Source organism: Arthrobacter sp. TE26545 (assembly GCF_056279005.1).
This window is the reverse complement of the sequence record NZ_JBWBQM010000001.1, coordinates 2,556,746-2,581,395: the sequence shown is the minus strand read 5'-3', so window position 1 is coordinate 2,581,395 and position 24,650 is coordinate 2,556,746. Positions and strand designations below refer to the sequence as shown.

The following is a 24,650-nucleotide window of genomic DNA, read 5'->3' as shown; positions in this document are numbered from 1 at the left end:
CTGGTTCAGGCCGCGACACCCGGGGGCTCCGTGAAAGGGATCTGGAAGGTCCGTGAGTCGCCGTCCTGAACAAGCACCGCCCGGCCGGGAACTTTCGGACCCGCTTCTATCCGGATCCCGAAGAGGCCGCCGTCCGATGGATGCCGGGGCGAGAGCAGGATTCCTCGTCCTTCGTCCAACGCTTGGGCGGCCAGAGGGACGCGTTGGAAGAGGGCCTGGCTGAAGGCAGCAGTTGCGATCACGCGGATCCCCAGCGACGGCAGCGCCGCCGCAAGTCCGGCTGCTTGGCTTCCCAGCCGGTCGGCGTCGTCGATAAGGACGATGCCCCGGGGATCGATGGAACCGGCCCTGGCCTGTGCGTGGAGCTCTGTGCAGAATGCTCCGGGATCGGATCCTGGTGCGGCGCGCAGCCAGTGGATTCCAGGATTCAGGGCCGGCAGTACGTCCAACAGGCCCGACTTGCCGCTGCCAGGGTGTCCCAGGGCGAGCGTGGCTCCGCCCGGTGGGAGCCTCAGTCGTACAGGATCGAGTTCGTCTCCTCCCAAGCCCAACAGGATGGCGGGGGAGGGCCCGCCGTCGGGCGCCGCCGAAGCATCGTTCCGGGATTGCGCGATGACGTCGGCAAGGCCAAGCCTCCGGGGCAGGTGGCGTACCCGGAACACAGGTCGCACGGGTTCAGGCACCGCTCCGTACGGCCAGGATCGTCCCTCGGGCGGTTCGGCGAACTGCGCCTCTGCCAGCCCTTCACCGAGGATCGGTCCGCAGACCATCGCGCGGGCCGGGAATGGCTCGAGGGGGTTGAAGCGCGGCCAACCCACGCGACCCTCTTCGGTGCTTCCGCGCGGGAAGTATGCGCGGTTGGGGAGCGAGCCGTAGAGCCGGGACGTCGTCAGTTCCCTGTCGCCCGTCACCAGGAGATGAACGCCTGCCTTGGCTCCGTCCCTACTGATGCCGTGGAAGAGGTCCTCCGCCCAGGCGAGCGGGCCGGCGCGGAAAAGGGCGAGCCAGGATGCCCAACCGGTGACGACGAGCAGCAGCGGGATATGCCCTGCGCCTCCGTTGCTTTGCCGCGTCGCAATCTCCGCGGCGATACGTTCGGCAACCCGGACAGCTCTCCCCGGCTCCTGGACCGTCACCACGGCCCCGACCCGGGACGGCAGGGGCTCTGCTGGAAAAGAGGCGTCGCCATCGAGGACGTAACAGTGGATTTCACCGTCAGCCGACACCAGCTGCGCGGCAATCGAGAGGCAGGCGCTTTCGACGCCGCTGCCGGGCGGACCCAGAAGCGCCAGATGACCGTGCTGCCCGGGATGCCAGAACAACGGAGCGGTGCATTGCTTGTCCGGCAGATCAACCACCCCCAGGAATCCGGCCTGAGAGAAGACCGTTGCATGGCGGCCGGCGGAGGGCGAGCCGCTTGCTCCGTCCAGCCGGACGGATTCAGGCAGTTCCCAGGCAACCGGCCTGCGCGGCTGTGCTTTCTCCAGCCCGGACCAGGCGGTCCGGACCGAGTCAACGACCAGACGGCCGGCTTCCCCGGGATCAGGGTCTCTGCCGGCGACGCCGGGCAGGGAGAGCTTCGGGCCGGTCAGGCAAGTCCTGAGAGCATGGAGCGCCTCATGAGCTACGACGTTCCGGGGCGCACCTTTTTCGGTCGGACCCGACAGCGAAGCGGCCTGGAACGGCTCGCAATCTTCTGTCCCCCTGCTTAGGTACGCCCGGCCAGGCAGCGACAGAGGGATGCGTGCTGCATGCGGGGAGTTGATGACGTCCCGGGACTCCATTTCGGATTGGACCCGAAGTGCAATGCTGGTGGTGACGTTGGCGCGGATGTCGGAGCTTATGGCGCCCTGCGGCCGCTGCGTCGCCATGATCAGGTGGATTCCGAGGGACCTGCCGACCGTGGCCACCCTCATGAGTTCGGCAAGGGCCGACGGCGAGTCCTCAATGAGCATTCGGAACTCGTCGACAACGATAACCAGCCGTGGCAGCGGCCGGCGACTGGAACGACGGCCGGGGGTGGTTTCCTGGTGGGCCTTCAGACGGTAGGACCCGAGGTCCTCGACGCCGGCCTCGGCCAGAAGCTGTTCACGCTGCCGCACCTCAGCGCGCAGGGAGGCCAATGCCCGGTCCACGCCGCGACGCTTGAGGTCTGTGAGGAGGCCTACACAATGCGGAAGCGTTGCCAGCGGTCCCAGCCCGGACCCACCCTTGAAGTCCAGGAACAGGAAGTTGACCCGTTCGGGACTATGCGTGAGCGAAAGCGCCGTGACAATGGTGCGAAGAAGTTCGGACTTTCCGGCGCCAGTGGTTCCGGCGATCAGCAGGTGCGGGCCGTCCTCTACCAAGTCGAGAGTCCTGGGTTCGGTTTCCCCGCGGCCGATGACTGCCGGGAGCCCTGGACACTTCGTCGATTCCTCCCAGCGGTTCCTGATCGAGGGCGCGTCCACAGGAATGAGGTCGCCGAGGTTGCAGTTCGCTGGCAAGCCGGCGGTGTCCCTGGCTTGCGGAGCCTCCTTCCCGGGGAGCCTGCAGAAGGAATCGAAGACTTCGGGGACCACGAGGTCGGCTTCGAAGGACAGGCTGCCCCTCCCATCGCATAGCATCCCGCAGCCTTGAGCCAAGTCGATGACGGCCTGGTGGTCCGGACCTTCGCTCCGACGAAACACCGTCCACCCGGCGGCGCCGGCGGCGTGAAGCAGCGGGTCCGCTTTCCCCTGCGGGTCCGGCAGGAAAAGAAATCCTGCTTCCTTGTACCCGGAAAGTGCTTCAAGCGCGGAATCGGGATCGGCGCACAGGATGGTCCGTGGCAGGAACCGGGCACTCAGCGGGAGCAGTTCCGCCCGGCCGCAGATGATGACCGGAGAAGAAGATGCGCACGGAAACACAGCAAGTTGCATCAGCAGGAAGTTGAACAGACCGGCGATCCTGGCCGCGGGGCCGGCGACAGGTATGTCGCGGAGCCGGGGATCCAAGGTGACCGGGGAGCTGCGCAGGACCGGGACCTTGAAGAGCGGATCAGGCGGATCGAGAACAATTCGCGCTTGTTGCTGCCCGGTGCCGATGCGCAGCGCGACCCCGCCGGTACTTCCCGTTTCGGCCTGTTTTCCCGCATGCTTGGGGTCCGCCGGGATGGAGTCCGGGCCGCGGAGCCGGGGCGGGTCCTGCCCTGACGGCCCGGGCGTTGCGGGCAAGACCGCGAGGACGATATCTGCTGCCGACGGTGCAGCCCGTTCCCTTCGTTCCCTGTCGTTGCATTCGGCAGTACGCAATGCAGAGTTGAAGGCCCGGCGCTCCTTGCGACCGGCCGCCAACGGGACCAGTACCGCTATCGCCGATATACCCGTGAACGCAAGGAACATCCAGGTCCCAGTGGTGATGGCCAGCGCCACGCCCAGGAGAAGCGGCAAACCCGCCATGAGAAGCAGGTTGAGGCGGCCCGACGCTTCGGGGCGGCGCGGAACCCGGAGAGGATCATCGGTCCCGATTCCGGCGGCAACAAGCGTGGAGGCGTGGGGGCTGCCGTCAAAGACAACGGTCATCAGCGACTTGCCGCATTGGATGAGCGAATCGGTGGAAACAACGGCAGCGCGGATCCTGCGGCCGTTCACGCTTGTTCCGTTTGAGCTGCCGTTGTCGCGTAATGAAACCGAGGTATCCGAAACCGTGAGCATGGCATGGATCCGGGAGAGGTCCGGATCAGGGATCGATACGTCGCAATTCCCCCGGCCAATTGAATAGCTGCCGCGTTCCAGCGGCACAACGAGGCCGGCACCCGGGCCGGTGTGTACCAGAAGGTGCAGCGCCGCCCGGCCGCGGGACGGCGGGGTCGGGTAAGCTCCATCCGCCTCCGCCCCGTCCACCAGGACGGCGCCCGGCACCAGAGGCGGCCGGCCGACCGTCAGGGAAGAAAGCGGCCGCCCGCTGACTGTCAGCCCACCGGCGCGGAAGCGTCCGGCGACGGCGGCCTGGACCGCCGAGCCCGGGCCACCGTCGTCGATCTCCACCGTCAGCTCGACAGGTTCCTGCCGTAACGGAGAGAGCGGGCCGCGGACCAGAGTGCAATGGAATGGCATGTGACGGTTTCCTTCCCCCGGTGGTGCGCCCCGTTTCCCAAGGTATGTCTGCCTATGGCGTGCTTCGAGGGAGGAATGCGTCTATGTGGACAACTGCGGAGACAGGGGCGCAGGAATGCGGAACGAGCATCTCGGGTAGGCTTGGGATGCAGCCCAATGCACCCTATTGGGCTGCCCGCATTCGAACCAGGAGAATTTGTGACTGCTGATCTCGTCATCGTCGGGTCGGGCTTCTTTGGCCTGACAATCGCAGAACAGGCCGCCACTGAGCTAGGCTTGAAGGTCGTGGTCCTTGACCGCCGGCACCACATCGGCGGCAATGCCTATAGCGAAACTGAAGAGCAGACCGGGATCGAGGTGCACCGTTACGGTGCCCACCTGTTCCACACCTCGAACGAACGGGTCTGGGAGTACGTCAACCGGTTTACGACCTTCACCAACTACGTTCACAAGGTCTACGGCGTGCACAAGGGCGAGGTCTTCTCCCTGCCGATCAACCTGGCCACGATCAACCAATTCTTCCGCGCGAACCTGACGCCGCGCCAAGCCCAGGCGCTGATCCAGGAGCAGGCCGGGGAACTTGCAGGCACGGATCCCCAGAACCTTAACGACAAGGGCATCCAGCTGATCGGCCGCCCCCTGTACGAGGCCTTCATCAAGCACTACACGGGCAAGCAGTGGCAGACCGACCCCAAGGACCTGCCGGCGGGCATCATCTCCCGCCTCCCGGTGCGCTACAACTACGACAACCGCTACTTCAACGACAAGTACGAGGGCCTGCCGACCAACGGCTACACCGCCTGGATCGAGAAGATGGCAGAACACCCCAACATCGAGGTGCGCCTGAACACGGACTTCTTCGACGACTCGCACGAGTACTCGAAGTCCAAGGTGGTCGGAAAGATCCCGGTTGTGTACACGGGCCCCGTGGACCGTTATTTCGAGTACGTCGAAGGCGACCTCTCCTGGCGCACCATCGACTTCGAAGAAGAGGTGCTGGACGAAGGCGATTTCCAGGGCACCTCCGTGGTGAACTACAACGACGCCGATGTCGCGTATACGCGCATCATCGAGCCGCGCCATTTCCACCCCGAGCGCGACTACCAGACGGAGAAGACCGTCATCATGCGTGAGTTCTCCCGATTCGCCGAGAAGGGCGACGAACCCTACTACCCGATCAACACCCCCGAGGACCGCGAGAAGCTGCTCAAGTACCGCGACCTCGCCGCCGCGGAGAAGGATGTGTTGTTCGGCGGCCGGCTCGGCACCTACAAGTACCTCGACATGCACATGGCCATCGGTTCGGCGCTGTCCATGTTCGACAACAAGATCCGGCCCCACTTCGAGAGCGGCGCGGATATCGAAAGCGGAGGAGTGGACGCGTGAGCGCGGAAACCCATCGCGGGCAGCCCGGCGTCGAGGGCGGCCCGGAGTGGGTCACCCTCCAGAGGGTCATCTTCCCGGAACATTCGGAGATGGACACTGCACCGCTCTACGTTGACATGGGGACCGCAGCCGGTACTCCGGCCCCGACGGAGCAGGAAGCCAGGAAGCAGGGCCGCCGCCCCGTGCGCCTGAGCTCGCAGGCCAGGGAAGCCCACGCGGAAGATTTCATCGGCCGCTGCGCAACCCGGGTGCGCCCCGGCGAGCGGGTCTCCTTCGGTAGTTACTTCAACGCATTCGCCGCCGGATACTGGCGGAAGTGGACCACGCTCAGCCGTGTCAGACTCAGCGTCAGCACCCGCGGGGAAGGCACGATCGTCGTCTTCCGCTCCAACGCGAAAGGTGCCCTTCTGCAGCAGAAGAGCATTCCGGTGACGGGGGAGCAGACTTCCGTTGTGGAACTGGACCTGCTTCCGTTCGGCGACGGCGGCTGGTACTGGTTCGACCTTGTCGCCGGCCGCGGTGAACTGTTCATGGATTCCGCCGAGTGGCAGGCACCGGGACCGGCGCCTGCCGCCGCATCGGTGACCCTGGAGATCACCACCCTCAACAAGACGTCCTTCTGCCTGAACAACCTCCGGCTGCTGGCGGCACACCCGGAGTGCCTGGACCATGTGGGCGAGGTCCTGATCGTGGACCAGGGCAGCGACAAGGTCTCGGCAGCCGCGGGCTTCGAGGACGTGGCCAAGGACCTGGGCGGGAAACTGCGGGTCATCGAGCAGTCCAACCTGGGCGGTTCGGGCGGCTTCTCGCGCGGCATGTTCGAGGCCTGCGGCAACGGCAGCGACTATGTCCTGCTCATGGACGATGACATCGTGATCGAACCCGAGAGCATCACCCGCCTCCTGACGTTCGCCCGGTACTGCCGGAAGCCCACGATCGTCGGCGGCCACATGTTCGACCTGCACCACCGGACTGCCCTGCACACCCTGGGCGAGATTGTGAACCCGCAGCGGATCCAGCCGGACCAGCCGTACGCGGAGATGGAGCTCGGGCACGACTTCCTGATTTCCAATCTGCGGCAGACCCCTTGGATGCACCGCCGCGTCGACGTCGACTACAACGGCTGGTGGATGTGCCTGATCCCCACGTCGATCATCCGGGAGATCGGGCTTTCCATGCCTGTCTTCATCAAGTGGGACGACGTGGAGTTCGGGCTGCGCGCCAAGGCGCACGGGTACCAGACCGTCAGCCTGCCGGGCGCAGCCGTCTGGCACATCTCCTGGGGCGACAAGGACGATCTGGTCGGCTGGCAGGCCTACTTCCATAACCGGAACCGGCTCATGGTCGCCTTGATGTACAGCCCCTTCGCCAAGGGTGGCCGTGCGTTGCTGGGCGCCCTTTTCGCCGACCTCAAGCACACGCTTTCGATGCAGTACGCGACGGCGAAGGGCCGGGTGTGGGCGATGGACGACCTGCTCAAGGGTCCCGATGGGCTGCACGGAATGCTGGATACCACCTTGCCGCGGATCCGGAGCATGCTGGCCGAGCATAGCGACACCGTGTACCTCAGCGACCCGGATGACTTCCCGACGGCCCAAAAGGAAAAGACCCTGGGCGGAAGTGCGGCCGTGGCAGCGCGCCCGTCGCTGAAGACCCTCCTTCCGTGGGGCGTGAAGACCCTCCGCAGGCAACTCTTCACCGACGTTACCGCCGAGGATACCGCCCGGCCGCAGGCCCGGATTTCCCACCAGGACAACAAGTGGTGGACGGTGTCCCAGTTCGATTCGGCGATCGTCACCAACGCCGAAGGAACCGGTGCCTCCTGGTACGTCCGGGATCCGCAGTTGGCCAAGTCCCTGCTGACCTCCGCGGCGGCGTCGATGTTCCAGTTGGTCCGCCGCTGGGATGGACTCTCCGCGGAGTACAAGGCGAAAATGCCGGCCCTCTCCTCCATCGAGTCCTGGTCGAAGACCTTCGCCGAGCACACGATCACAGACAGCCGTGACCGGAACGCCCAGGCGCTGGGGGAGCGAGGATGACCTCCCTCCTGGACACGCCCTTGGTCCGGCCCGGGATCGGGCAGGGGCTCAAGGATGTCTTCCGGCGCAGGTACCTGCTCAAGCTCCTGGTCCGGAAGGAAATCAAACTCCGCTACCGGGGGTCCGTGCTGGGCGTCATCTGGTCCTATGTCAAGCCGGCCATCCAGTTCGTGGTGTTCTACATCGCAATGGGCGTGTTCCTGGGCCTGAACAAGAACGTCGGCAACTACGCCGTGTATCTCTTCTCGGGCATCGTGCTGATCAACTTCTTCACCGAAGCACTCAACAACGCGGCGAAGTCGATTGTGTACAACAGCGGCTTGATCAAGAAGATCTTCCTGCCGCGGGAACTCTTCCCGGTGGCTTCGGTCTTCGTGTCGGCGGCCCACTTCTTCCCCCAGCTCGTGGTCCTGCTCATCGGCTGTCTCCTGACCGGCTGGCAGCCCACCCCGCTCGGAATCTTCGCTGGCTTTGCGGGATTCCTGGTGCTCGCCATGCTGTCGGTAGGGCTGGGTCTCTTCTTCAGTTCGGTCAATGTCTACTTCAGGGATTCCGAGAACTTCGTCGAGATGATGCTGATGGTCGCCACCTGGGTTTCACCGGTCATGTACCAGTGGGGCATGGTGCACGAGCGCCTGGGCGGCTTCTGGTTCGGGGTCTACCAGTCAAATCCGGTGACGGTCGGCGTCGAGCTCTTCCACTACGCTTTCTGGTCCTCGACGGCGGGGGGTGATGCGGCGCTTGCCGCCCCGCCCCAGCTCTTCGAGCTTTGGCTCCCGGTTGCCCTTGTCGTTTCGGCTGCGGTGCTTGCCCTCGGCCAATTCACCTTCCGCAAGCTCGAAGTCAAGTTCGCGCAGGAGCTGTAGTGTCCGAAGCATCCCCCATAACCGTAGAGATCAAGGGCATCAGCAAGCAGTTCGTGCTGCGCCACACCCGGTCCATCAAGGAAGCCCTCATCTGGTTCCTCAAAGGACGCAAGGGAGACCTTTCGGCCAAGTTCCATGCCCTTCGGGATGTGAGCCTGGACATCCGCCAGGGCGAGACGGTTGCCCTGCTGGGCTTCAACGGCTCGGGCAAGTCGACCCTCCTCAAGCACATCTCCGGCGTCATGACGCCGGACGAGGGGACTGTGCGCACCCGCGGACGCGTCGCCGGCCTGATCGAGGTGGGTGCAGGCTTCCACCCCGACCTGTCCGGACGCGACAATGTGTACCTCAACGCCGCGATCCTGGGCATGTCCGAAACCCAGATCAAGGAACGTTTCGATTCGATTGTCGAGTTCGCCGAGATCGGTGAGTTCATTGACACCGAAGTGCGCTTCTATTCGTCCGGCATGTACCTGCGTCTGGCCTTCTCGGTGGCGGTTCATTCCGACCCCGAAGTCTTCCTCGTGGACGAGATCCTCGCCGTCGGTGACGAGCCCTTCCAGAAGAAGTGCCTGGACAAGATCCAGGAACTCGTGGACGCCGGCCAGACCCTCGTCGTCGTGAGCCACGACCTCGATCTCGTGCAACGGGTGTGTTCGCGGGGCATCCTGCTGGAACACGGCCGCGTGCTCAAGGACGGCCCAAGCCACGAGGTTGTCGAGTTCCTGCGTTCCCGCACCAAGGCATGAAGTCGATGACCCAGGCTCCCGCTGCCGCCGCACACCGGGAGGCAATGCGGTGAGCCAGCAAACCTCCACCCTTGCCGTCCCGAGCCCGGCAACGCCGAAACCGGCGGGCAAGTTCCGCGCCGACATCCAGGCGCTCCGGGCCCTGGCGGTGACCGCCGTCGTCGTCAATCACCTCTGGCCCCAATTGCTGCCGGGCGGCTACGTCGGTGTGGACATCTTCTTCGTCATCTCTGGCTTCCTGATCACGAGGCACCTTGTGGAAGAGCTCAGGGGGACCGGGAAGGTCCGCCTCGCGAGGTTCTATGGCCGCCGCATGCGGCGGCTTCTTCCTGCCGCACTGCTGGTCGCCGTCGTCAGCATCGCGGCTTCATGGCTGATCCAGCCGTACTCCCGCTGGCTCGACGTCGCCTGGGAGACCCTCGCCGCCGTCTTCTACGGCGAGAACTGGCTCCTTGCCGCCAAGTCCATCGATTACTCGGCCGACCACGAAATGGCCACACCGGTTCAGCATTATTGGTCGCTTTCGGTGGAGGAACAGTTCTACCTGGTGTGGCCGCTGCTGCTGGCGGGGGCGTTCCTGCTGGCGCTGCGCATCCGGAAGACCCCGCTGCCCCTGCTGTCCGCCACCATGGGGACGGTCTTTGTACTCTCGCTGGCCTACAGCGTGTATTTCACGGTCAGCAGCAAGAACGAGGCATATTTCGTCACGACCACTAGGGCGTGGGAGTTCGCGGCCGGAGGCCTCATTGCCCTGGCCACCTTCGCCCTCGCGGGGCGTGGAGCGCAGGAACGGGAGCTGATGCGGCCGGCGGCCGCGCGGCTTTGGATGGGACTGCTGGCCGGAGCCGGCGCGGTTGCCCTCGTTGTCTCGCTCGCTGTCTTCGACGAACAGACACTCTTCCCGGGCGCAATGGCGCTTGTCCCGGTCCTTGGCACGGGGGCGATCGTCCTCTCAGGCTCGGTTCTGGGACGGAGCGCTTTGCCCGCCGTGGGATTCCGACCTGTCCAGGCGCTGGGGGACATCTCCTATTCCCTTTACCTGTGGCACTGGCCCATGATCGTCCTGGCGGTGCCGCTGCTTGGCCATGACCTTCGCACCCGGGAGAAGCTCGTCATCGGTGCGGGGTCGATCGTCCTTGCCGCACTGACCAAGCGTTTCGTCGAAGATCCAGGCCGCTCGCGGTTGTTCCGGAACCGGAAGGCCCGGGTCAGCATCCTCGCCGGCTTCGGCGCGATGGCGCTTGCCGGCGCCATGGCGATCGGCATGGTGTTCTCCGCCGGGCATGCCGAACAGCTCCAGCAGGAGCAGTTGGCCCTCCTCGCAAAGTCGCCCTGCTATGGTGCAGCCAGCCTGAGCGAGGGTGCTTCCTGTCCCGGCAAATACGGTCCGCCGAACGCCCTGAACATCGGCAAGGCCGAGTCACCCTATTTCGCCGTTTCCGGCTGCCGTTCGGCGACGGACCAGATCAGGGTCCAGGGGGTGCCGTACCTCCAGGATTGTGACTACTCCCGGGGGAAGAAGGACGCCAAGACGGTCTGGTTCATCGGAGACTCCCATGCTGAGCACTGGAAGGTCGCGTTCTTCGACCTTGCCAGGAAGCAGCAGTGGAAGGTCCGTCTGAGCCTGGCGGGAGGCTGCTCCTTGGCCGATGTCCGAAGGGTCGCGTTCATGGACGCTCCCCGCTTGGACGAAAAGAGCCAGTCTCGCTGCCTGGACTGGAGCGGCCAGGTCTCGGACAAGATCATGGAGCAGCGCCCGGACCTGGTGGTTGCGTCGACCTTCTCAGTGAAGGAAACGATCGACGACGGAACAGGCCGCGACCAGCTGAGCCAGTACCGCTCCTCCGTGGAACGGCGGATCGCGAAATGGGGCCAGAACGGCACGAGGGTGATCATCGTCCGTGACTCGCCCCTCACCCTTGGCAAGAGCACGCCCAACTGCGTGATCAACAACAAGGGCAATGCCCTGGCGTGCGCAACGCAGCGGAACAAAGCCCTCGTGGCCGACCCTACGGCGAAGGCAGTCTCGGATCTTGGGCATGCCAACCTCAAGGTGCTGGACCTGTCGGACCAGTTCTGCGACGACGCCCGTTGCTATGCGGTGACAGGCGGGCTCTTCGTGTTCTTCGACAACAATCACCTGAGCAAGAGTTATGTTGAGAGTCTTGCCCCGGTCTTCGAACGCAGGCTGCTCAGCCTTGCACAGGGAGCCTAGGCCTGCCCCGGCCAAGACAGAAATGCCGATTTCATGATGGGAAAACGAGAAATGATGTCCGGATCCGAGCATACGAGCACCAGCCGCCGTGCCTTCCTCGCCTTTGCAGGCCTGGCGCCCCTGGCCCTGGCCGCCTGCTCCGCCAACAACAAGGGCACCGTGGAGGTAAAGCCTTCGGATGCGGGCTTCCCCATGTCGATCACCCATCGTTTCGGGACCACTACTTTGAAGGCCCGGCCATCCCGGATCGTTGCCCTGGGAACGGTGGAGGCCGAGACCCTGGTCTCGTTGGGGGTGGTGCCGTTGTCCCGCCCGGCAGCGGACTCCACCGCGTGGTACCGGGCTGGCCTGCGGGCTTTGCCCTCTTCCGAGACGTCGCAAACGTACGACGACGGCCGGCCGCTTACCGCGTCCGTCTTCACCGAGCTGGAACCCGACGCCTTCCTCGCGGTGGGCAGCCGGCTGAGCAGGGAAGAGTATGAATCACTGTCCGCGCTTGCGCCGGTGATCCTCGCACCGGACAGTGTCCCGGCCGAGGCATGGGAGCGCGTGACGGAGTTCATCGCCGGCGTCACGGGGCTGCAGGACGCGGCCGGGCCGTTGATCGACGAAACCCGCCAGGAGGTCACGGACTCCGTGGCCGACTATCCGGTGCTGAAGGGTGCCACGGCCCTGTTCGTCTCGGCATCGTCGGCCTCCGGGTCTGATCTGGTCCTTGCTATTCAAGGCTCGGCGCCCGCCGCGTTCTTCAGCTCCCTGGGGCTCTCCGCTCCACCTGCGCTGGCCAGCCTTGGCAAGGGCCTGAAGGAGGCTTCGGCACGGTTCCCGAAGGGCATGGTCTACTTGCCGAGGGCGCGGGCGGCGGAATTGAGCGCGGATGTCATGGTGGTGAACGTTCCCTCCAGCGACTTCAACAGCTACAAGGCCAACAAGGCGCTAAGCAAGGACTTCCCGGATTTCGGGCGCGGCACTGTCTACGTGGTTTCCGGGGATGAGGCTGTGGCCTTGCAACGACAGTCCATGCGGGGCGCCGAGTGGGCGGCCCGTAACGTGGTTCCCGAGTTGGCCAAGGCCGTGTTCAAGTCCCGGCAGGCCTGAGGCGCCAAGGCGAATACGAAAAGGGGCGGGACACCTAAGGTGTCCCGCCCCTTTCGCATGGTGGCCTAGCCGCAGGCGGTCATCTTGAACAGGCGCGCCTTGCCGACCTCCTTGACGAGGTCCACCCCTGGGGCGGAATCGTCGGCAAGGTCGCGGGTGCCTTCGAGAGGTTCGCCACGGGGCGTCATCTCCTGGTCGGCGAAGTCGAGTGCCCAGTAGGCTCGCTTTTCCTTGATCACGGGACACACGCTGGGGTTGTAGGCCGCTTCACTCCAGTGGTCCATCAGGAGGCGTTCGCTGTCGCTGCGGGCACCGAGGATGTGGGGCGCGATCACGTGCCGGCCGGAGAACGCGTACGCCATGGAGGCGCCCGTGCGGGGGTTGCCCACGATCATGTCGCTTGCCGGGACGATGTCCGCGAGCTGTTTCATGAGCGCCAGTTCGTCGGTAGTGACGAGGCTCGAATCGCTTCGCGTCTCGAACGTCGTCGACAACCGTTCCTGCACCATCGCCAAGGTGCCGCCCTGGCCTGCAACGCCGACGACCAGTACGACGACGGCGGCGGCGGCGCTGGACGCCGTCGGCCCCTGCAGCCGGGAAGCCAGCCCCCGCAACGGCTGCAGGGGGCTCTTCCTTGCCTCGCCGTCGGCGGCTGCCCAGTGAGCGAGGAACGGCCCGAGGCGGCCGATGATCCAGTCCAGCCCGAGCGCAGCCACGGGGAGCGTCACCAGGGGAAGCATCGCGGCAAAGCGGTTGCTGTCGGAGTACCAGACGCCCGTCATGAAGAAGCGGAACGAACCCACCGGCCAGGCGGAAACGATCAAATAGAGCACGGCGGCAATGCCGAACATGGCCAGGCTCCACCAGTGCTTCCGGATCCGCCGGGCAATGACGTAGAGGCCGGCGATGGTCAGCAGGAAGATGATCCAGGCGACCGTGGTGCCCATGGGTGCGCTGCCCAGGATCTCACCGAGGGCCTGGGCGTTGGTCTGGAACGGGGTCCAGCTGGCCGCGCTCTGCGGGGGCCGGACGACGATCCAGACGCCGAGGCTGCCGATGGCATAGACGGCGACGGAGAGCGTCCAGAAGAGGAAAGCCCGGCCGTTGATTTCCCCGCGGTACCGGCGGGCGACAGCGCGGAGATAGACCCCGACGACGGCGGGGCTGGCGAACAGGAGCAGCGCAACGAACGCACTCGGATGGGTAAGTGCGAGGCCGGGTACGGTTGCCACCAGGAGGAGCATCGCGTTCCCGTTGAGCTTCAGTTGACCGGAACGGATCCCGCTGGCTTCGATCGTCAGGGCCAGCACCGCCGGCAGCATGGTCAGCGCCGCGTGGTTGGGGTAGAGGATCCCGAACGCCACCATCAGGTACGGGAAGCTGCTGAAACCGGCAGTCAGCACGCCGGCGCCCAGCAGTGTAAGCGGCCGGGACCCGACGATCCGGGTGACCAGGAAGAGGGAACCCAAGGGCCAGACGACCGCCGCATAGAGGATAGAGCCCCAGTTCACGGCGACGGTGATGGCCTGGCCGCCCGACATCAGGACGAGCGCGAGGAGTGCGTGCATACCGGCCGGGTACAGCCCGTGGGAGCTATCCGTCAGGTTGCCGAGGGTCAGGGTGTTGGCCGACTGCGTATCGGCGATGTACCGGACGGCATTCAGGTGGTAGACGTTGTCGAAAGTCTCCGAGAAGGATTCGGGAGAGCCGAAACCCGCCATGTAGCGCGCGGCGATGATGATCGCCGGGACCAGCACGGCCAGGAGCACGATGGCCTTGTTGACCGTTGTCCGGGGATAGACGCCGCGGTCCGGATCCGGGAGTTCCAGTCGGCTGTACCTTGCGCCCCTCCGGCGCAGCAGGACCCGCACGGCGGTCACCAGCGCCAGGAGCAGCACGGTCAGGGCGGCTATGGAAAGCGGGTTGAACGGAATCCGCGCGAAGCCGAAGATGATGCCGGCCGACGCGACAACGGTGGTTGTCACGGGTACGGCCAGCACGGCCAGGCTCGGTCCCCGCACGCCGGCGGTCCACAGCAATGCCAGGCCCGGGGCAAAGAAAACAACGATGGCGATTCCGAGCGTGGGGAGGCTTTCCCACCAGGACATAGATCAACTCCTAAACGTCAACGCAAGACTACTAGGCCCGGCTGGGAGTTGCTTGGCGGTGGTGGCAACGCGCCGTCTGGCTGCCTGGTGTGACCCCTCTCCTTGATACAATCCACAATCATGGGTAATTCACGGCGTTCTGGCGTTCTCATTGTCATGCCAGCATGGAACGAAGCAGAAGCTATCGGAAACACCATCCGACACGTGCTTGACGTCGTACCCCAGCACGATGTGCTCGTCGTCGATGACGGATCCAAGGACGACACCCCGAGGATTGCGGAACAGGCGGGCGCCACCGTGCTGCGACTGCCCTTCAATCTAGGCGTGGGCGGGGCCATGCGGGCCGGCTTCAAGTACGCGCTCCGGCACAAGTACCGGGCGGTCATCCAGGTCGATGCCGACGGGCAACACGACCCGCACGACATCGACCGGGTCCTGGCAGGGCTGGAGCATTCGGACATTTCAATTGGTGCCCGCTTTGCCGGCCGGGGCAGCTACGGTGCGAGGGGGCCCCGCCGATGGGCGATGTTCTTCCTCGCGAAAGTCATCTCGGCTGTTGCCCATACGCCGTTGACGGATGTGACCTCCGGATTCCGGGCCGCCAATGAACGTGCCATCCGCCAGTACATTTCCCATTTCCCCACCGAGTACCTCGGAGACACCATCGACTCGCTGGTTGTTGCCATCAAGTCGGGCTGCAAGGTCACCCAGGTTCCCGTGGAAATGAAGGAACGCCAGGCCGGCACGCCGAGTCAGGGGCCGGTAAAGTCTTCCATCTACCTGGCGCGCTCGGGGCTTGTCCTGTGCTTCGCACTTGCCCGCCGCCGGACTCCCGGTGCCGCGGAACTGCACGCACCACTGTCAGGCGACATCGCCGGAGAGGGAAGTGTCTAAGGCATGACTGTCGCCGCTTCACTGGTTTTTTCGATCTTCATGGTCATCGTCGTGCTGGTCATGCTCCGGAATGGAAGGCTTCGCGAGAAGTACGCCATTCTGTGGCTGGTCATCGGCGGGCTCACGATCATCCTCGGCCTTTTCCCGCGCCTCCTTAACTGGGCGGCGGCGCTTGTGGGCGTCGTGGTCCCGTCCAACCTGCTTTTCGCGCTGTCGATCCTTTTGCTGGTCGGCGTGAGTTTGCACGTTTCGCGGGAACTGACCATCTTGGAAGACGAAACCCGGATCCTGGCCGAAGAGGTCGCCATTCTCCGTTCCTCCGTGGAGCAGCTCCAGCGGGGAGCACACACCCAAGCCGTGGTTCCGGACACCGGGTCAACCACGCAGACCAGCCTTCAAGCGAGAGAAGAAGACAAGTGACGATTGATGTAATGCTGCCGTACTACGGTGACGTGGCCATGATGAAGGCCGCCGTGGACTCGGTGCTCGCCCAGGATGACAGGGACTTCCGCTTCACGATCGTGGATGACGGCTACCCGGATGAGAGCCTGCCCGAATACTTCAACGGCCTCGTCACTTCCGATGAAAGGGTCCGTTACTACCGCAACGAACAGAACCTCGGGGCGAACGGCAACTACAAGAAGTGCATCGGCCTCGTCGAGCACGAGATCGTCGTCATCATGGGAGCCGATGACATCATGCTCCCCAACTACATCAGCACCGTGCGGAAGGCCTTCGAAGACCCCACAGTCAGCATTGTGCAGCCCGGCGTCGAGGTCATCGACGAAAACGGTGCGGTCTACGAGCCGCTCGGCGACAAGGTCAAGAGCTTCCTGCGGCACCGGCTCGTCGGCAAGGCCTCGGAAGCCATTGTCTCGGACGAAGCCATCGCAGAAAGCCTCCTGGTCGGCGACTGGCTGTACTTCCCGTCCGTGGCCTGGCGTGCCGACGCGGTCAAGACCCACGACTTCCGCCCGCAGTACAACGTGGTCCAGGACCTGGCACTCGCGATCGACATCATCCTCCACGGCGGGCGCATGGCGGTCCTGGACACCGTCTGCTTCCAGTACCGGCGCCACCGCGAGTCGGACTCTTCCGTCCGCGCCCTCGACGGCCGCCGTTTCGCAGAGGAGCGCGCATTCTTCGACGAATGTGTGCGCGATTTCACGGCCAAGGGCTGGAAGAACGCCGCCCGCGCCGCTAAGTGGCACCTGACCTCCCGGCTAAATGCCGCTTCGCTGACCCCGAAGGTGATCTCCAAGGGCATGTGGCCCGGCCTGCGGAAGCTCGCAGCCCACGCCGTCCGTCCGTAGCGCAAACATGGATATCCAGAACCACTACTACGGCCATTCCGCCGTTTTTGCCCTCTACTGCGGCAGCAAGCGCCTGCGGCATGTCTCAGGTTTGATCCAGCACGGCTGGACCGTCAGCAGCCCGGTGACCGCGCAGTTCGGCGACTTTGCCAGCTGGGGTCCCAAACGCCGTCGGCTGTCCTGGACCAGTTCGTCACGGGGCTGGAAGCCCGGTGACCCCGGAAATTTCTTCGACGACGGCACTCCCATGCTGGATGCCGTCGGCGCCCCGTACCTGTATCTCCTGGACGGTGCGCGCAAAGCCGGAGCCGTCCCGGCGCGCCGGGACAAGACGCTCGTCCTGCCGCTCCACGGAACGGCCCTGTTGAAGGTCGACGGCGACCACGAAGCCTATGCGCAGATGATCAAGGAGCGCGAAGGCTCGGCAACCGTCTGCCTGCACATCGACGACCTGCACAATGAAGAAATCATGGCCGCATGGAGCAACGCCGGGCACGACATCGTCAGCGCCGGCGACCGCAGGGACCCGCAGTTCATCGGCCGCATCCTCTGGATGATGTCCGAAGCCCCCCGCGTGGTGTCCAACAGGCTCTCAACGTCCATCATGTACGCGAGCGTCACCGGCGCGGACGTGGCGATCTACGGACCCGACTTCAAGCTCGGCGCGAATGCCCACGCCGATCCCGGGCTCGTCATGCGCGACTTCTGGCCCGAGTTCTACGATGAATCCACGCCGCAGGAGGTCCTGCGGGAGATTGCCGAGGCCGAACTCGGACGCGCCGACATGCGGACCCCGGAGGAACTGAAGACGCTGCTGGGCTGGGACTCCCACACCGCCGTGCCGTTCCTCGAGTACTGGGCGAGCGGCCCCCTGACGAAGGCCCAGACGGTCCTCGGGCTGAAGAAGATTCCTGAAGGGGCACACGCCACTGAAGCGGGCCTGTCCCCGTGGCACTGGATCCGGCACCCCTTCAAACACCTGCCCTCGCCGCTGCCGAAGCTGCCCGCGATGGCCGCGGTGGAGCCCCTGCGGCCCTAGGCGGGGATTGAAAAAGGCCCTGGAGCGTGCGCTCCAGGGCCTTTTTCTTGTTCGTTACCAGGCGCTCCAGCCGCCGTCGACGGCGATCGTCTGGCCGGTCACGTAACGGGACGCGTCGGACGCGAGCCAGACGACGACGCCGCGGAAGTCATCCTCGGTTGCCATGCGGCCCAGCGGGGTGAGCTTCTCGTAGCGTTGCGTGAAGCTGTCGGCCTGCCCCCGCGCGATTCCGCCCGGCGCGAAGGCATTCACCCGGACCTTTGGGGCGAGCACCGTGGAGAGGTACCGGGTCAGCTGGACAATCCCGCCCTTGGTCGCTCCGTAGGCCGCAGGGTTGCCCATCCGGGTTCCCTCGTAGAGGCCCATGTTCGGGCCGACAATGCCGTAGATCGATGAGACATTGATGATCGAACCGCCCGCGCTCTGCGCCAGTTTCGGTGCGAGCTGCCGGGCCAGGGAGAAGGGTGCCCGGAGGTTCAGGGACGATGCCAGCTCGAACGCCTCATCGCTCTGTTCCTCGAACGGGACGGCGTAGCCCGGCACTCCGGAGGTACCGGTGAAAGCGGCGTTGTTGACCAGGATGTCCAGGGGTCCCTCGATCGATTCCACCAGCCGGCTCGTTCCTTCGCTGCTGAGCAGGTCGGAGGCGATGCCCACGGCCTTCACGCCGTGTCGTCGGGCAATTGCTTCCGCGGTGTCCTTGCACGCATCGGCACTGACGTCGGAGATGATGACGTCGCAGCCATGGCTCGCGAGGGCATCAGCAAGAACGCTGCCCAGCGGGCCGCTGCCGCCGGTGACCAGGGCGCGCCTGCCGTGCAGCGAGAAGAGGGAGTCTCCCGTGCTCATGCCTTTTCTCCGTCCGTCAGGCCTGTTGCCGCGCCCGCTCCCGGGATGTCGACGCCGGGCAGCGGCGCGAGCCCAGCACTCACCACGGCCTCCACCAGGCGGAACTCCCGCTCGTCGTCGATGCTGAAGGCATGGGTCTCGGGGATTTCCGCGTAGCCGTGCCGGCCTTCGTCGAACCAGCTGTTTTCGAGCCGGCGGACGAATTCCGAACGCCAGACGTAGAAGCTGCCGTTGATCCGCATGAACCGGGGAACGTCCTGCCGGCGGACCACGCCGGTGCCTTCGCTGAAGTAGCGCTCAAGGTGGGAAGCACCGTCCTGTGCGGGCTTCACGCCCACCCAGGTGGGGTTGAAGAACGGTTCGGAGACGGCGATGACCCCGTCGAGTTCAGGGGAGGCGGCAAGCGAATCGATGGCGGCGCGCACGCTTTCCGGGGTCCGCGTCGGACTGGTGGGGTCCAGGAGCAGGACCATGTCGTAGCGGGTTCCGTCCAGTTCTTCCATCGCCTCAAGCGCATGGCGGAGGACCACGCTCATCGGAGCGGTGTCGCTGGCAAGCTCGGCCGGACGGAGGAACGGGACTTCTGCGCCGGCTGCAGTTGCGACCCCGGCGATTTCGGCGTCGTCCGTGGAGACGATGCAGCGCACATTGTCGCCGAGCAGCCCAGCCAGTGCCACGGAGTGCGCCAGGAGCGGCTTGCCCAGCAGGGGGCGGATGTTCTTGCCGGGGAGTCCCTTGGACCCGCCGCGTGCGGGAATGACCGCGAGCACTTTGGGCCCGGCCGGGTTCTCATTCATTGTTGACTTCATCCTCGTGGTGGATTCGCGGGCCCGTTTTGCCGGGCCGCAGTATCACCACACTACCTTTTCGGTCCTCCCGGAAGCCGACGCCGTGCGTGCCGCATCACAGATGGCGACGCTGGCCACTCCTTCTTCGAGGCTCGCCGGGCGGAAGCGGTCCATGGTCGTCGCGCCGTCGATCCCGGCGCGCTGCAGGATCGACAGTGACTGGCGGGCCAGGACCGTGTCGACGTCGGCATCGTTGCCGAAGACCGCCTCAACGCTGCCGGCGGACGCGCTTTCAGTGGCGGGCCATTCGAGCGCCACACGGTTCCTGACGACGTCCCATACCAGCGCCCCCTGGTCTGTGGCGATCCGGATGCTCCGCGTCTTCACCGGCGTCACATAGTCCAGGCGGAGGTGGACCGCGGCAGGGCTGTCCCACAGGATGTCGGCGGATTCCTCGGCCTCGATGCCCAGGATGCCACTGCCGAGCGCCGAACGCAGCTGCGTGGGGGCGCCGAGCAGCATGATGGGGTAGTCGATGTCGTGCACCAGGTCGCGCAGGACCCCGCCGTCTTCCTTGCGGGCCGAATAGCTGCTCCGGAAGTCACGATTGGGCCGCCAGGACGGCAGCCAGGACTGCGAGACGAGCTGTGCGCTGGTGATCCGGCCCAGGCGGGGGAGCAGTTCGGCTGCCACCGCGAAGCCCTGGTGGAACCGCAACGGGGCGCTGACCGAGATGGTGCCGGCGCGCGCGTGTTCGAGGAGTGCCTTGGCATCGGCGGCCGCAGGTGCCACCGGCTTCTCCAGGAGCACCGCCCCGGGCGCTTGGGCGAGCGCTTCCAGGGTGTCCTCGACGTGCCGCCGGGTATCCGTGGCAACGACCACCAGGTCCAGCGGGGCTTCGGGGTAGGCGTCGACGAGTTCCGCCGTCGCTGGAATGTCCGGGCGGTCCTGGAGGGACGAGCCGGGCCGGACGGGCCAGGCATACAGCTTTTCCACGCCCAGCTGCTGCAGCACCCTCAGGTGCCGGGCGCCGATGGACCCGGTTCCACGCACGAGGGCCGATATGTTCCGGCCGCCGGCGGCCTCCAGCCGCGGAAGGGCGAGGCTTCCGGCAGCACTGGAACCGTCAAAGTATGATGTGAAAGTCATCTGGCCAATCCAAGCTCTGAGGTGTTGCGGCGGTATATGGAGAACCCTGAGATGGCCTGCCGCCGGGGCAGTGCCGCCCGGAACAACATAGCAGGGCGCACATTCCAGCCTCGCGGGGCAGCTGCATGAGGTCGTGGCTTATTCTCGGTGCCTCCGGACATGCCCGAAGCCTGGCCTCCATCATCAGGGGCCGCGGTGACCGCATCGCCGCCGTCGGCGACCGGACGCTGTCGGACCGGACGGCTGCTCCTGAGGCCTTCCGCAACGTGGACGGTTCCCTTCCGGCACTGTTCGACGACGACGAACTGGCCCTGGACTTCGCACACCGGGAGTCGCTTTCGGTCACCATCGCCGTGGGAGCGAACGCTGTCCGAGCCAGGATTGCCGTGGCCTTGACGGCCGACGAGCGCTTTAGCGGGCTGACGGATGCGCTCGTCGCGGCTAGCGCCACCGTGGATGCGACCGCTGTTCTGGGTCCCCTTGCCCAAGTCTGTGAGCATGCCCACGTCGGTCCCCTCGCCAGGGTGGGCGAGGCCGTGATCGTCAACACCGGGGCGATCGTGGAGCACGACTGCCAGGTCGGCTCCGGGGCGCATCTGGCCCCCGGATCCGTGCTCCTGGGGGCCGCAACGCTCGGCCGGGAAGTGTTCCTGGGATCGGGAGCCCGTGTGCTGCCCGGCATCGGAATCGGCGATCACGCAGTCCTTGGCGCCGGTGCAGTGGCGGCCCGCCATTTGGACGGTATGGCAACATATGTGGGAGTGCCCGCCCGGCGACTCAACCCAACGAAAGGCCCAGCACATTGACGGATGACCAGCGCCCCGCTTCTGTACGTTTCGGCAGCCACAGCATCGGCCCGGCAGAGGAAATCTTCGTGATCGCGGAAGCGGGCGTCAACCACGATGGCGACGTCGCCGTCGCCCACGAGCTCATCGATCTCGCCGCGGATACCGGCGCGAACGCCGTCAAGTTCCAGACGTTCAAGCCGGAAGCGCTGGTCACTAGTTCCGCGGGAACTACCCCGTACCAGAAGAAGGCCGGCTTCGCGGAGTCCCAGTCGGAGATGCTCGCCCGCCTAACCCTCCCGGAAGCCGCCTGGACCGAACTGCGCGACCACTGCGACGAACGCGGGATCACCTTCCTTTCGACGCCCTTCGACTACGACAGCGCCCTCATGCTCGCGGAACTGGGCGTCCCGGGCCTGAAGATCGGCTCCGGCGAACTGACGAACACCCCGTACCTTTCGGCGATCGCCGAGTTCGGCATCCCGATGATCGTCTCCACGGGCATGGGAACCCGCGAGGAAATCGCCGCGGCGCTGGAAGCCACAGCCAAGGCCCCCGCAACGGTCCTGCTGCACTGCGTCTCCGCGTACCCGGCTCCGCTGGAGGAAGCCAACCTGCGCGCCATTCCGGCTCTTCGCGAGGAGTTCGGCGTGGAAGTCGGCTGGTCCGACCACACCCCCGGCGCAGTCACCGCCATTGCCGCCACGGCACTCGGCTCCACCTTGTTGGAGAAGCACATCACCACCGACAAGACCCGCAACGGCCCGGACCACTCGGCCTCCCTCGAAAAGGACGAGTTCGCGTACTACGTCCGGTCCGTCCGTGAAGCCCACGCCGCCCTCGGCGACGGCCGGAAGCGCCGGATGCCCAGCGAAGAAGCCAACGCGTCCCTGGTCCGCCGCTCCTACCACGCCGCCCGGGACATCGCGGCCGGCGCCATCATTACCGCCGACGACGTTGCGATCCTGCGTCCCGAAGGCGGCCTCGCCCCTTCGGCGCTGGTGATCGGCAAGACCGCGGCCCGTCCCGTGTCCGCCGGCACGGCCCTGCTCGGGGAGGACCTGCTCTAACATGTTGGTCCTCGCTTTTGTAGGGACCCGCGCGGATCTCTTCCCGCTGGGGCCGGTACTCTCAGCGCTTGCCGCGGACGACGCCGTCGAGCTCCACGTGGCCACGGCTATCGGGTTCCCGGAGGGAACCGCGTTTGCGAGGCTGCTCGAAGCCGGCCTGCCGGAGGGCGGGTTCACCCACCACGAGGAGGGGCTGTACCTCGAGGAGCTGACCGCGGAAACGCAGGCACGCACCGGAGCAGAGCTCTCGGCCCGGATGGCCGGGCTCGCCGGGAGCCTCGCGCCGGACGCCGTCGTCGTCCTCGGTGACCGCTGGGAACTGCTGTACGTCCTCCCGCCCTTCATCATCAGCGGCATCCGCCTCATCCACCTGCACGGCGGCGAAGTGACCGAAGGGGCCCTGGACGAGCGTGTCCGGCACGCGGTGACGAAGCTCGCCGACCAGCATTGCGTGAGCACGGCCCAGGCCGCGCGCCGCGTGGCGCAGCTGGGGGAATCCGCGGACCGGATCCACCAGACGGGCGCGCCCGGCATTGACCGCTTCGCCGAGCCCGTGCCCCTGGACGCGGCAGCCTTCGAAGCCGAGTTCGGGCTGCCGCTCGAGCTGCCGCTCGTGATGGTGACCTACCACCCGCCGACGGCCGAAATGCAGGGCAATGCGGGTGAACTGGCCCGCCAGGTCTTCGAAGAAAGCATCCGCCAGTCGGGGACCGCCATCCTTACCTATCCGGGATTCGACGCCGGCCGGGAGGACATCATTGCCGTCCTCAAGGACATCGAAGCCCAGGGTGTGCCGGGCGTCGTCATCCGCGAAAGCCTGGGACCGCTGTACCCGAGGGTGATGGCCACGGTCCAGGCGCTGATCGGGAACTCCTCCTCGGGAATCCTCGAGGCTGCCACCTTCGGAGTGCCCGTCGTCAACGTCGGGGACAGGCAACGGGGGCGTGAGCACGGCGCCAACGTCATTCACTGCCGCGATGACCGCCAGGAGATTCGCGCTAGTATTGAAAAGGCTTTGAGCGAGGAGTTCCGCGCGATGAGCCGTGCTGTGATCAACCCATACGGGAATTCGCATGCTGCCGGGCTCATCGAAAAGGTCGTCGTGGAAAGTCCTTCGACCGGGCTGAGCAAGACATTTGTTGACGTAACCGCTGGAGAGCTGAATCTATGACTATTGAGGGCCCCCTGAGCAAGGTCTGCATCGGCCCCGAAGCCACAGTGCGGGAAGCTCTGGAAGCCATCGACCGTGGCGCGTCCGCAATAGCCCTGGTGACAAACAACGACGGCGTCCTCCACGGTGTCCTGACGGACGGCGACATCAGGCGGGGCCTCCTTCGCGGCGCGCAGCTGGAATCCAAGGTCCTGGAATACGCCAACATCAACCCCCATGTGGTGGGCCGCGACGCCACCCGCGCCTCGGTCCTGGACCTGATGCGCAGCCTGCGGATCAGCGAAGTTCCGGTAGTGGACGACGGCGGCACGCTCGTCGGTCTGCATACCCTCACCGACATTGTCGGCAGGAAGCCCCTCAAGAACCTGGCCGTCATCATGGCGGGCGGAAAGGGCACCCGCCTCGGGGCGCTGACCAAGGACACCCCTAAGCCGCTCATGACGGTTGCCGACCGCACCATCATCGAGTGGATCATCCTCGGCCTGGTCGAATCCGGCATCACCAACATCTACGTCTCGGTGGCCTACCTCGCCGAGAAGATCATGGACCACCTCGGCGATGGTTCGCGCCTTGGCTGCAGCATCAAGTACCTCCACGAGGACCCCGAGAAGCCGCTCAACACGGCCGGCGCGCTGGGGCTGCTGCACCACGAGGTCAAGGAGATCGACGAAGCGGTCATCGTCACCAACGCCGATCTCATGGTCCGCTACTCGGCGGGTGAGCTGCTGGCGTTCCACGAGGCGAAGGGCGCCGCGGTCACCGTCGCGGCCCGCCCGTACACCCACCAGGTACCGTTCGGAGTCCTGGAAATCGCCGAGGACCGGTCCATCAACTCGGTTGTCGAGAAACCGACGGTCGAGTTTGAAATCAGCACCGGAATCTACGCGGTGTCGCCCGAAGCCCTGGCGATGGTGCCGTACATGGAGCCGTACTCCATGCCCGAACTCGTCAAAGCCTGCATCGATGAGTCCAAGACCGTGGCCGCGTGGCCCATTGATTCGGACTGGATCGACGTCGGCACCCCCAAAGACCTAGCAACAGCGAAAGGCCAGTGA

At 65.6% G+C, this 24,650-nt stretch carries 19 protein-coding genes; 14 read left to right on the top strand and 5 right to left on the bottom strand.

Translation table 11 applies throughout. From position 1 onward, the window contains the following. Positions 1–5: 5 nt before the first annotated feature. A complete protein-coding gene (locus ACZ9CK_RS11605; protein WP_476050020.1) occupies positions 6–4,076 on the bottom strand; it encodes an FtsK/SpoIIIE domain-containing protein in 4,071 nt (1,356 codons plus the stop codon). A gap of 198 nt (positions 4,077–4,274) precedes the next feature. Here ACZ9CK_RS11605 and glf point away from each other — a divergent pair, with 198 nt between their 5' ends. The 6 genes from glf to ACZ9CK_RS11575 all read left to right on the top strand — a co-directional run bounded on the left by glf (position 4,275) and on the right by ACZ9CK_RS11575 (position 12,429). After that, positions 4,275–5,462, top strand: a complete 1,188-nt coding sequence (glf, locus tag ACZ9CK_RS11600) for a UDP-galactopyranose mutase (RefSeq protein WP_426298602.1) — start codon at positions 4,275–4,277, stop codon at positions 5,460–5,462. Positions 5,463–5,551: 89 nt separating this feature from the next. Further along, positions 5,552–7,501, top strand: a complete 1,950-nt coding sequence (locus tag ACZ9CK_RS11595; protein WP_476050896.1) for a glycosyltransferase — start codon at positions 5,552–5,554, stop codon at positions 7,499–7,501. After that, positions 7,498–8,367 carry an ABC transporter permease gene (locus ACZ9CK_RS11590; RefSeq protein WP_476050019.1) on the top strand — a complete coding sequence of 290 codons (870 nt, stop codon included), beginning with the start codon at positions 7,498–7,500 and terminating at the stop codon, positions 8,365–8,367. Before ACZ9CK_RS11595 ends, ACZ9CK_RS11590 begins: the two co-directional genes overlap by 4 nt. After that, positions 8,367–9,116: an ABC transporter ATP-binding protein gene (locus tag ACZ9CK_RS11585; RefSeq protein WP_426298598.1), complete on the top strand. Its 750-nt coding sequence runs from the start codon at positions 8,367–8,369 to the stop codon at positions 9,114–9,116. Before ACZ9CK_RS11590 ends, ACZ9CK_RS11585 begins: the two co-directional genes overlap by 1 nt. A gap of 49 nt (positions 9,117–9,165) precedes the next feature. Then, entirely contained in the window at positions 9,166–11,331 is a 2,166-nt protein-coding gene (locus tag ACZ9CK_RS11580; protein ID WP_476050018.1) for an acyltransferase family protein, read from the top strand. Between the two features lie 54 nt (positions 11,332–11,385). Beyond that, positions 11,386–12,429, top strand: a complete 1,044-nt coding sequence (locus ACZ9CK_RS11575; RefSeq protein ID WP_476050017.1) for a TroA family protein — start codon at positions 11,386–11,388, stop codon at positions 12,427–12,429. A 65-nt stretch (positions 12,430–12,494) separates the two neighbouring features. Here the strand turns inward: ACZ9CK_RS11575 and ACZ9CK_RS11570 are convergent, their stop codons facing one another. Next, positions 12,495–14,537, bottom strand: a complete 2,043-nt coding sequence (locus ACZ9CK_RS11570) for a DUF6541 family protein (RefSeq protein WP_476050016.1) — start codon at positions 14,535–14,537, stop codon at positions 12,495–12,497. A gap of 156 nt (positions 14,538–14,693) precedes the next feature. On the opposite strand from ACZ9CK_RS11570, the gene ACZ9CK_RS11565 reads away from it, so the two are divergent. Genes ACZ9CK_RS11565 through ACZ9CK_RS11550 form a run of 4 tightly spaced genes read left to right on the top strand, consistent with a single transcriptional unit; the run spans position 14,694 to position 17,783 of the window. Beyond that, positions 14,694–15,431 (top strand): glycosyltransferase family 2 protein, encoded by a 738-nt coding sequence (locus tag ACZ9CK_RS11565; RefSeq protein WP_426298590.1) that lies wholly within the window; start codon positions 14,694–14,696, stop codon positions 15,429–15,431. Positions 15,432–15,434: 3 nt separating this feature from the next. Continuing rightward, a complete protein-coding gene (locus ACZ9CK_RS11560; protein ID WP_426298588.1) occupies positions 15,435–15,851 on the top strand; it encodes a DUF2304 domain-containing protein in 417 nt (138 codons plus the stop codon). Further along, the gene (locus ACZ9CK_RS11555; protein ID WP_426298586.1) at positions 15,848–16,744 is read left to right on the top strand and encodes a glycosyltransferase family 2 protein; all 897 of its coding nucleotides are present in this window, start codon (positions 15,848–15,850) and stop codon (positions 16,742–16,744) included. Before ACZ9CK_RS11560 ends, ACZ9CK_RS11555 begins: the two co-directional genes overlap by 4 nt. Before the next feature lie 7 nt (positions 16,745–16,751). Beyond that, positions 16,752–17,783, top strand: coding sequence for a hypothetical protein (locus tag ACZ9CK_RS11550; protein ID WP_476050015.1), 1,032 nt, complete (start codon positions 16,752–16,754; stop codon positions 17,781–17,783). Between the two features lie 54 nt (positions 17,784–17,837). Here the strand turns inward: ACZ9CK_RS11550 and ACZ9CK_RS11545 are convergent, their stop codons facing one another. The 3 genes from ACZ9CK_RS11545 to ACZ9CK_RS11535 are packed head-to-tail and all read right to left on the bottom strand — an operon-like array spanning position 17,838 to position 20,569. Continuing rightward, complete coding sequence (locus ACZ9CK_RS11545) at positions 17,838–18,632, bottom strand: SDR family oxidoreductase (protein ID WP_476050014.1); 795 nt, start codon at positions 18,630–18,632, stop codon at positions 17,838–17,840. Beyond that, complete coding sequence (locus ACZ9CK_RS11540) at positions 18,629–19,429, bottom strand: acylneuraminate cytidylyltransferase family protein (protein ID WP_426298580.1); 801 nt, start codon at positions 19,427–19,429, stop codon at positions 18,629–18,631. The genes ACZ9CK_RS11545 and ACZ9CK_RS11540 overlap by 4 nt, the downstream gene beginning before the upstream one ends. Before the next feature lie 54 nt (positions 19,430–19,483). Further along, positions 19,484–20,569 carry a Gfo/Idh/MocA family oxidoreductase gene (locus ACZ9CK_RS11535; protein ID WP_476050013.1) on the bottom strand — a complete coding sequence of 362 codons (1,086 nt, stop codon included), beginning with the start codon at positions 20,567–20,569 and terminating at the stop codon, positions 19,484–19,486. Between the two features lie 125 nt (positions 20,570–20,694). Between ACZ9CK_RS11535 and ACZ9CK_RS11530 the strand changes: the two genes are divergently transcribed. From ACZ9CK_RS11530 to ACZ9CK_RS11515, 4 genes are read left to right on the top strand one after another with little or no spacing between them, the layout of a single operon-like run. Further along, positions 20,695–21,375, top strand: coding sequence for a PglD-related sugar-binding protein (locus ACZ9CK_RS11530; RefSeq protein WP_426298576.1), 681 nt, complete (start codon positions 20,695–20,697; stop codon positions 21,373–21,375). After that, a complete protein-coding gene (locus tag ACZ9CK_RS11525) occupies positions 21,372–22,424 on the top strand; it encodes an N-acetylneuraminate synthase family protein (RefSeq protein ID WP_426298574.1) in 1,053 nt (350 codons plus the stop codon). The genes ACZ9CK_RS11530 and ACZ9CK_RS11525 overlap by 4 nt, the downstream gene beginning before the upstream one ends. Before the next feature lies 1 nt (position 22,425). After that, positions 22,426–23,595: a UDP-N-acetylglucosamine 2-epimerase gene (gene neuC / locus ACZ9CK_RS11520; RefSeq protein WP_476050012.1), complete on the top strand. Its 1,170-nt coding sequence runs from the start codon at positions 22,426–22,428 to the stop codon at positions 23,593–23,595. Next, positions 23,592–24,650: a sugar phosphate nucleotidyltransferase gene (locus tag ACZ9CK_RS11515; protein WP_476050011.1), complete on the top strand. Its 1,059-nt coding sequence runs from the start codon at positions 23,592–23,594 to the stop codon at positions 24,648–24,650. The genes neuC and ACZ9CK_RS11515 overlap by 4 nt, the downstream gene beginning before the upstream one ends.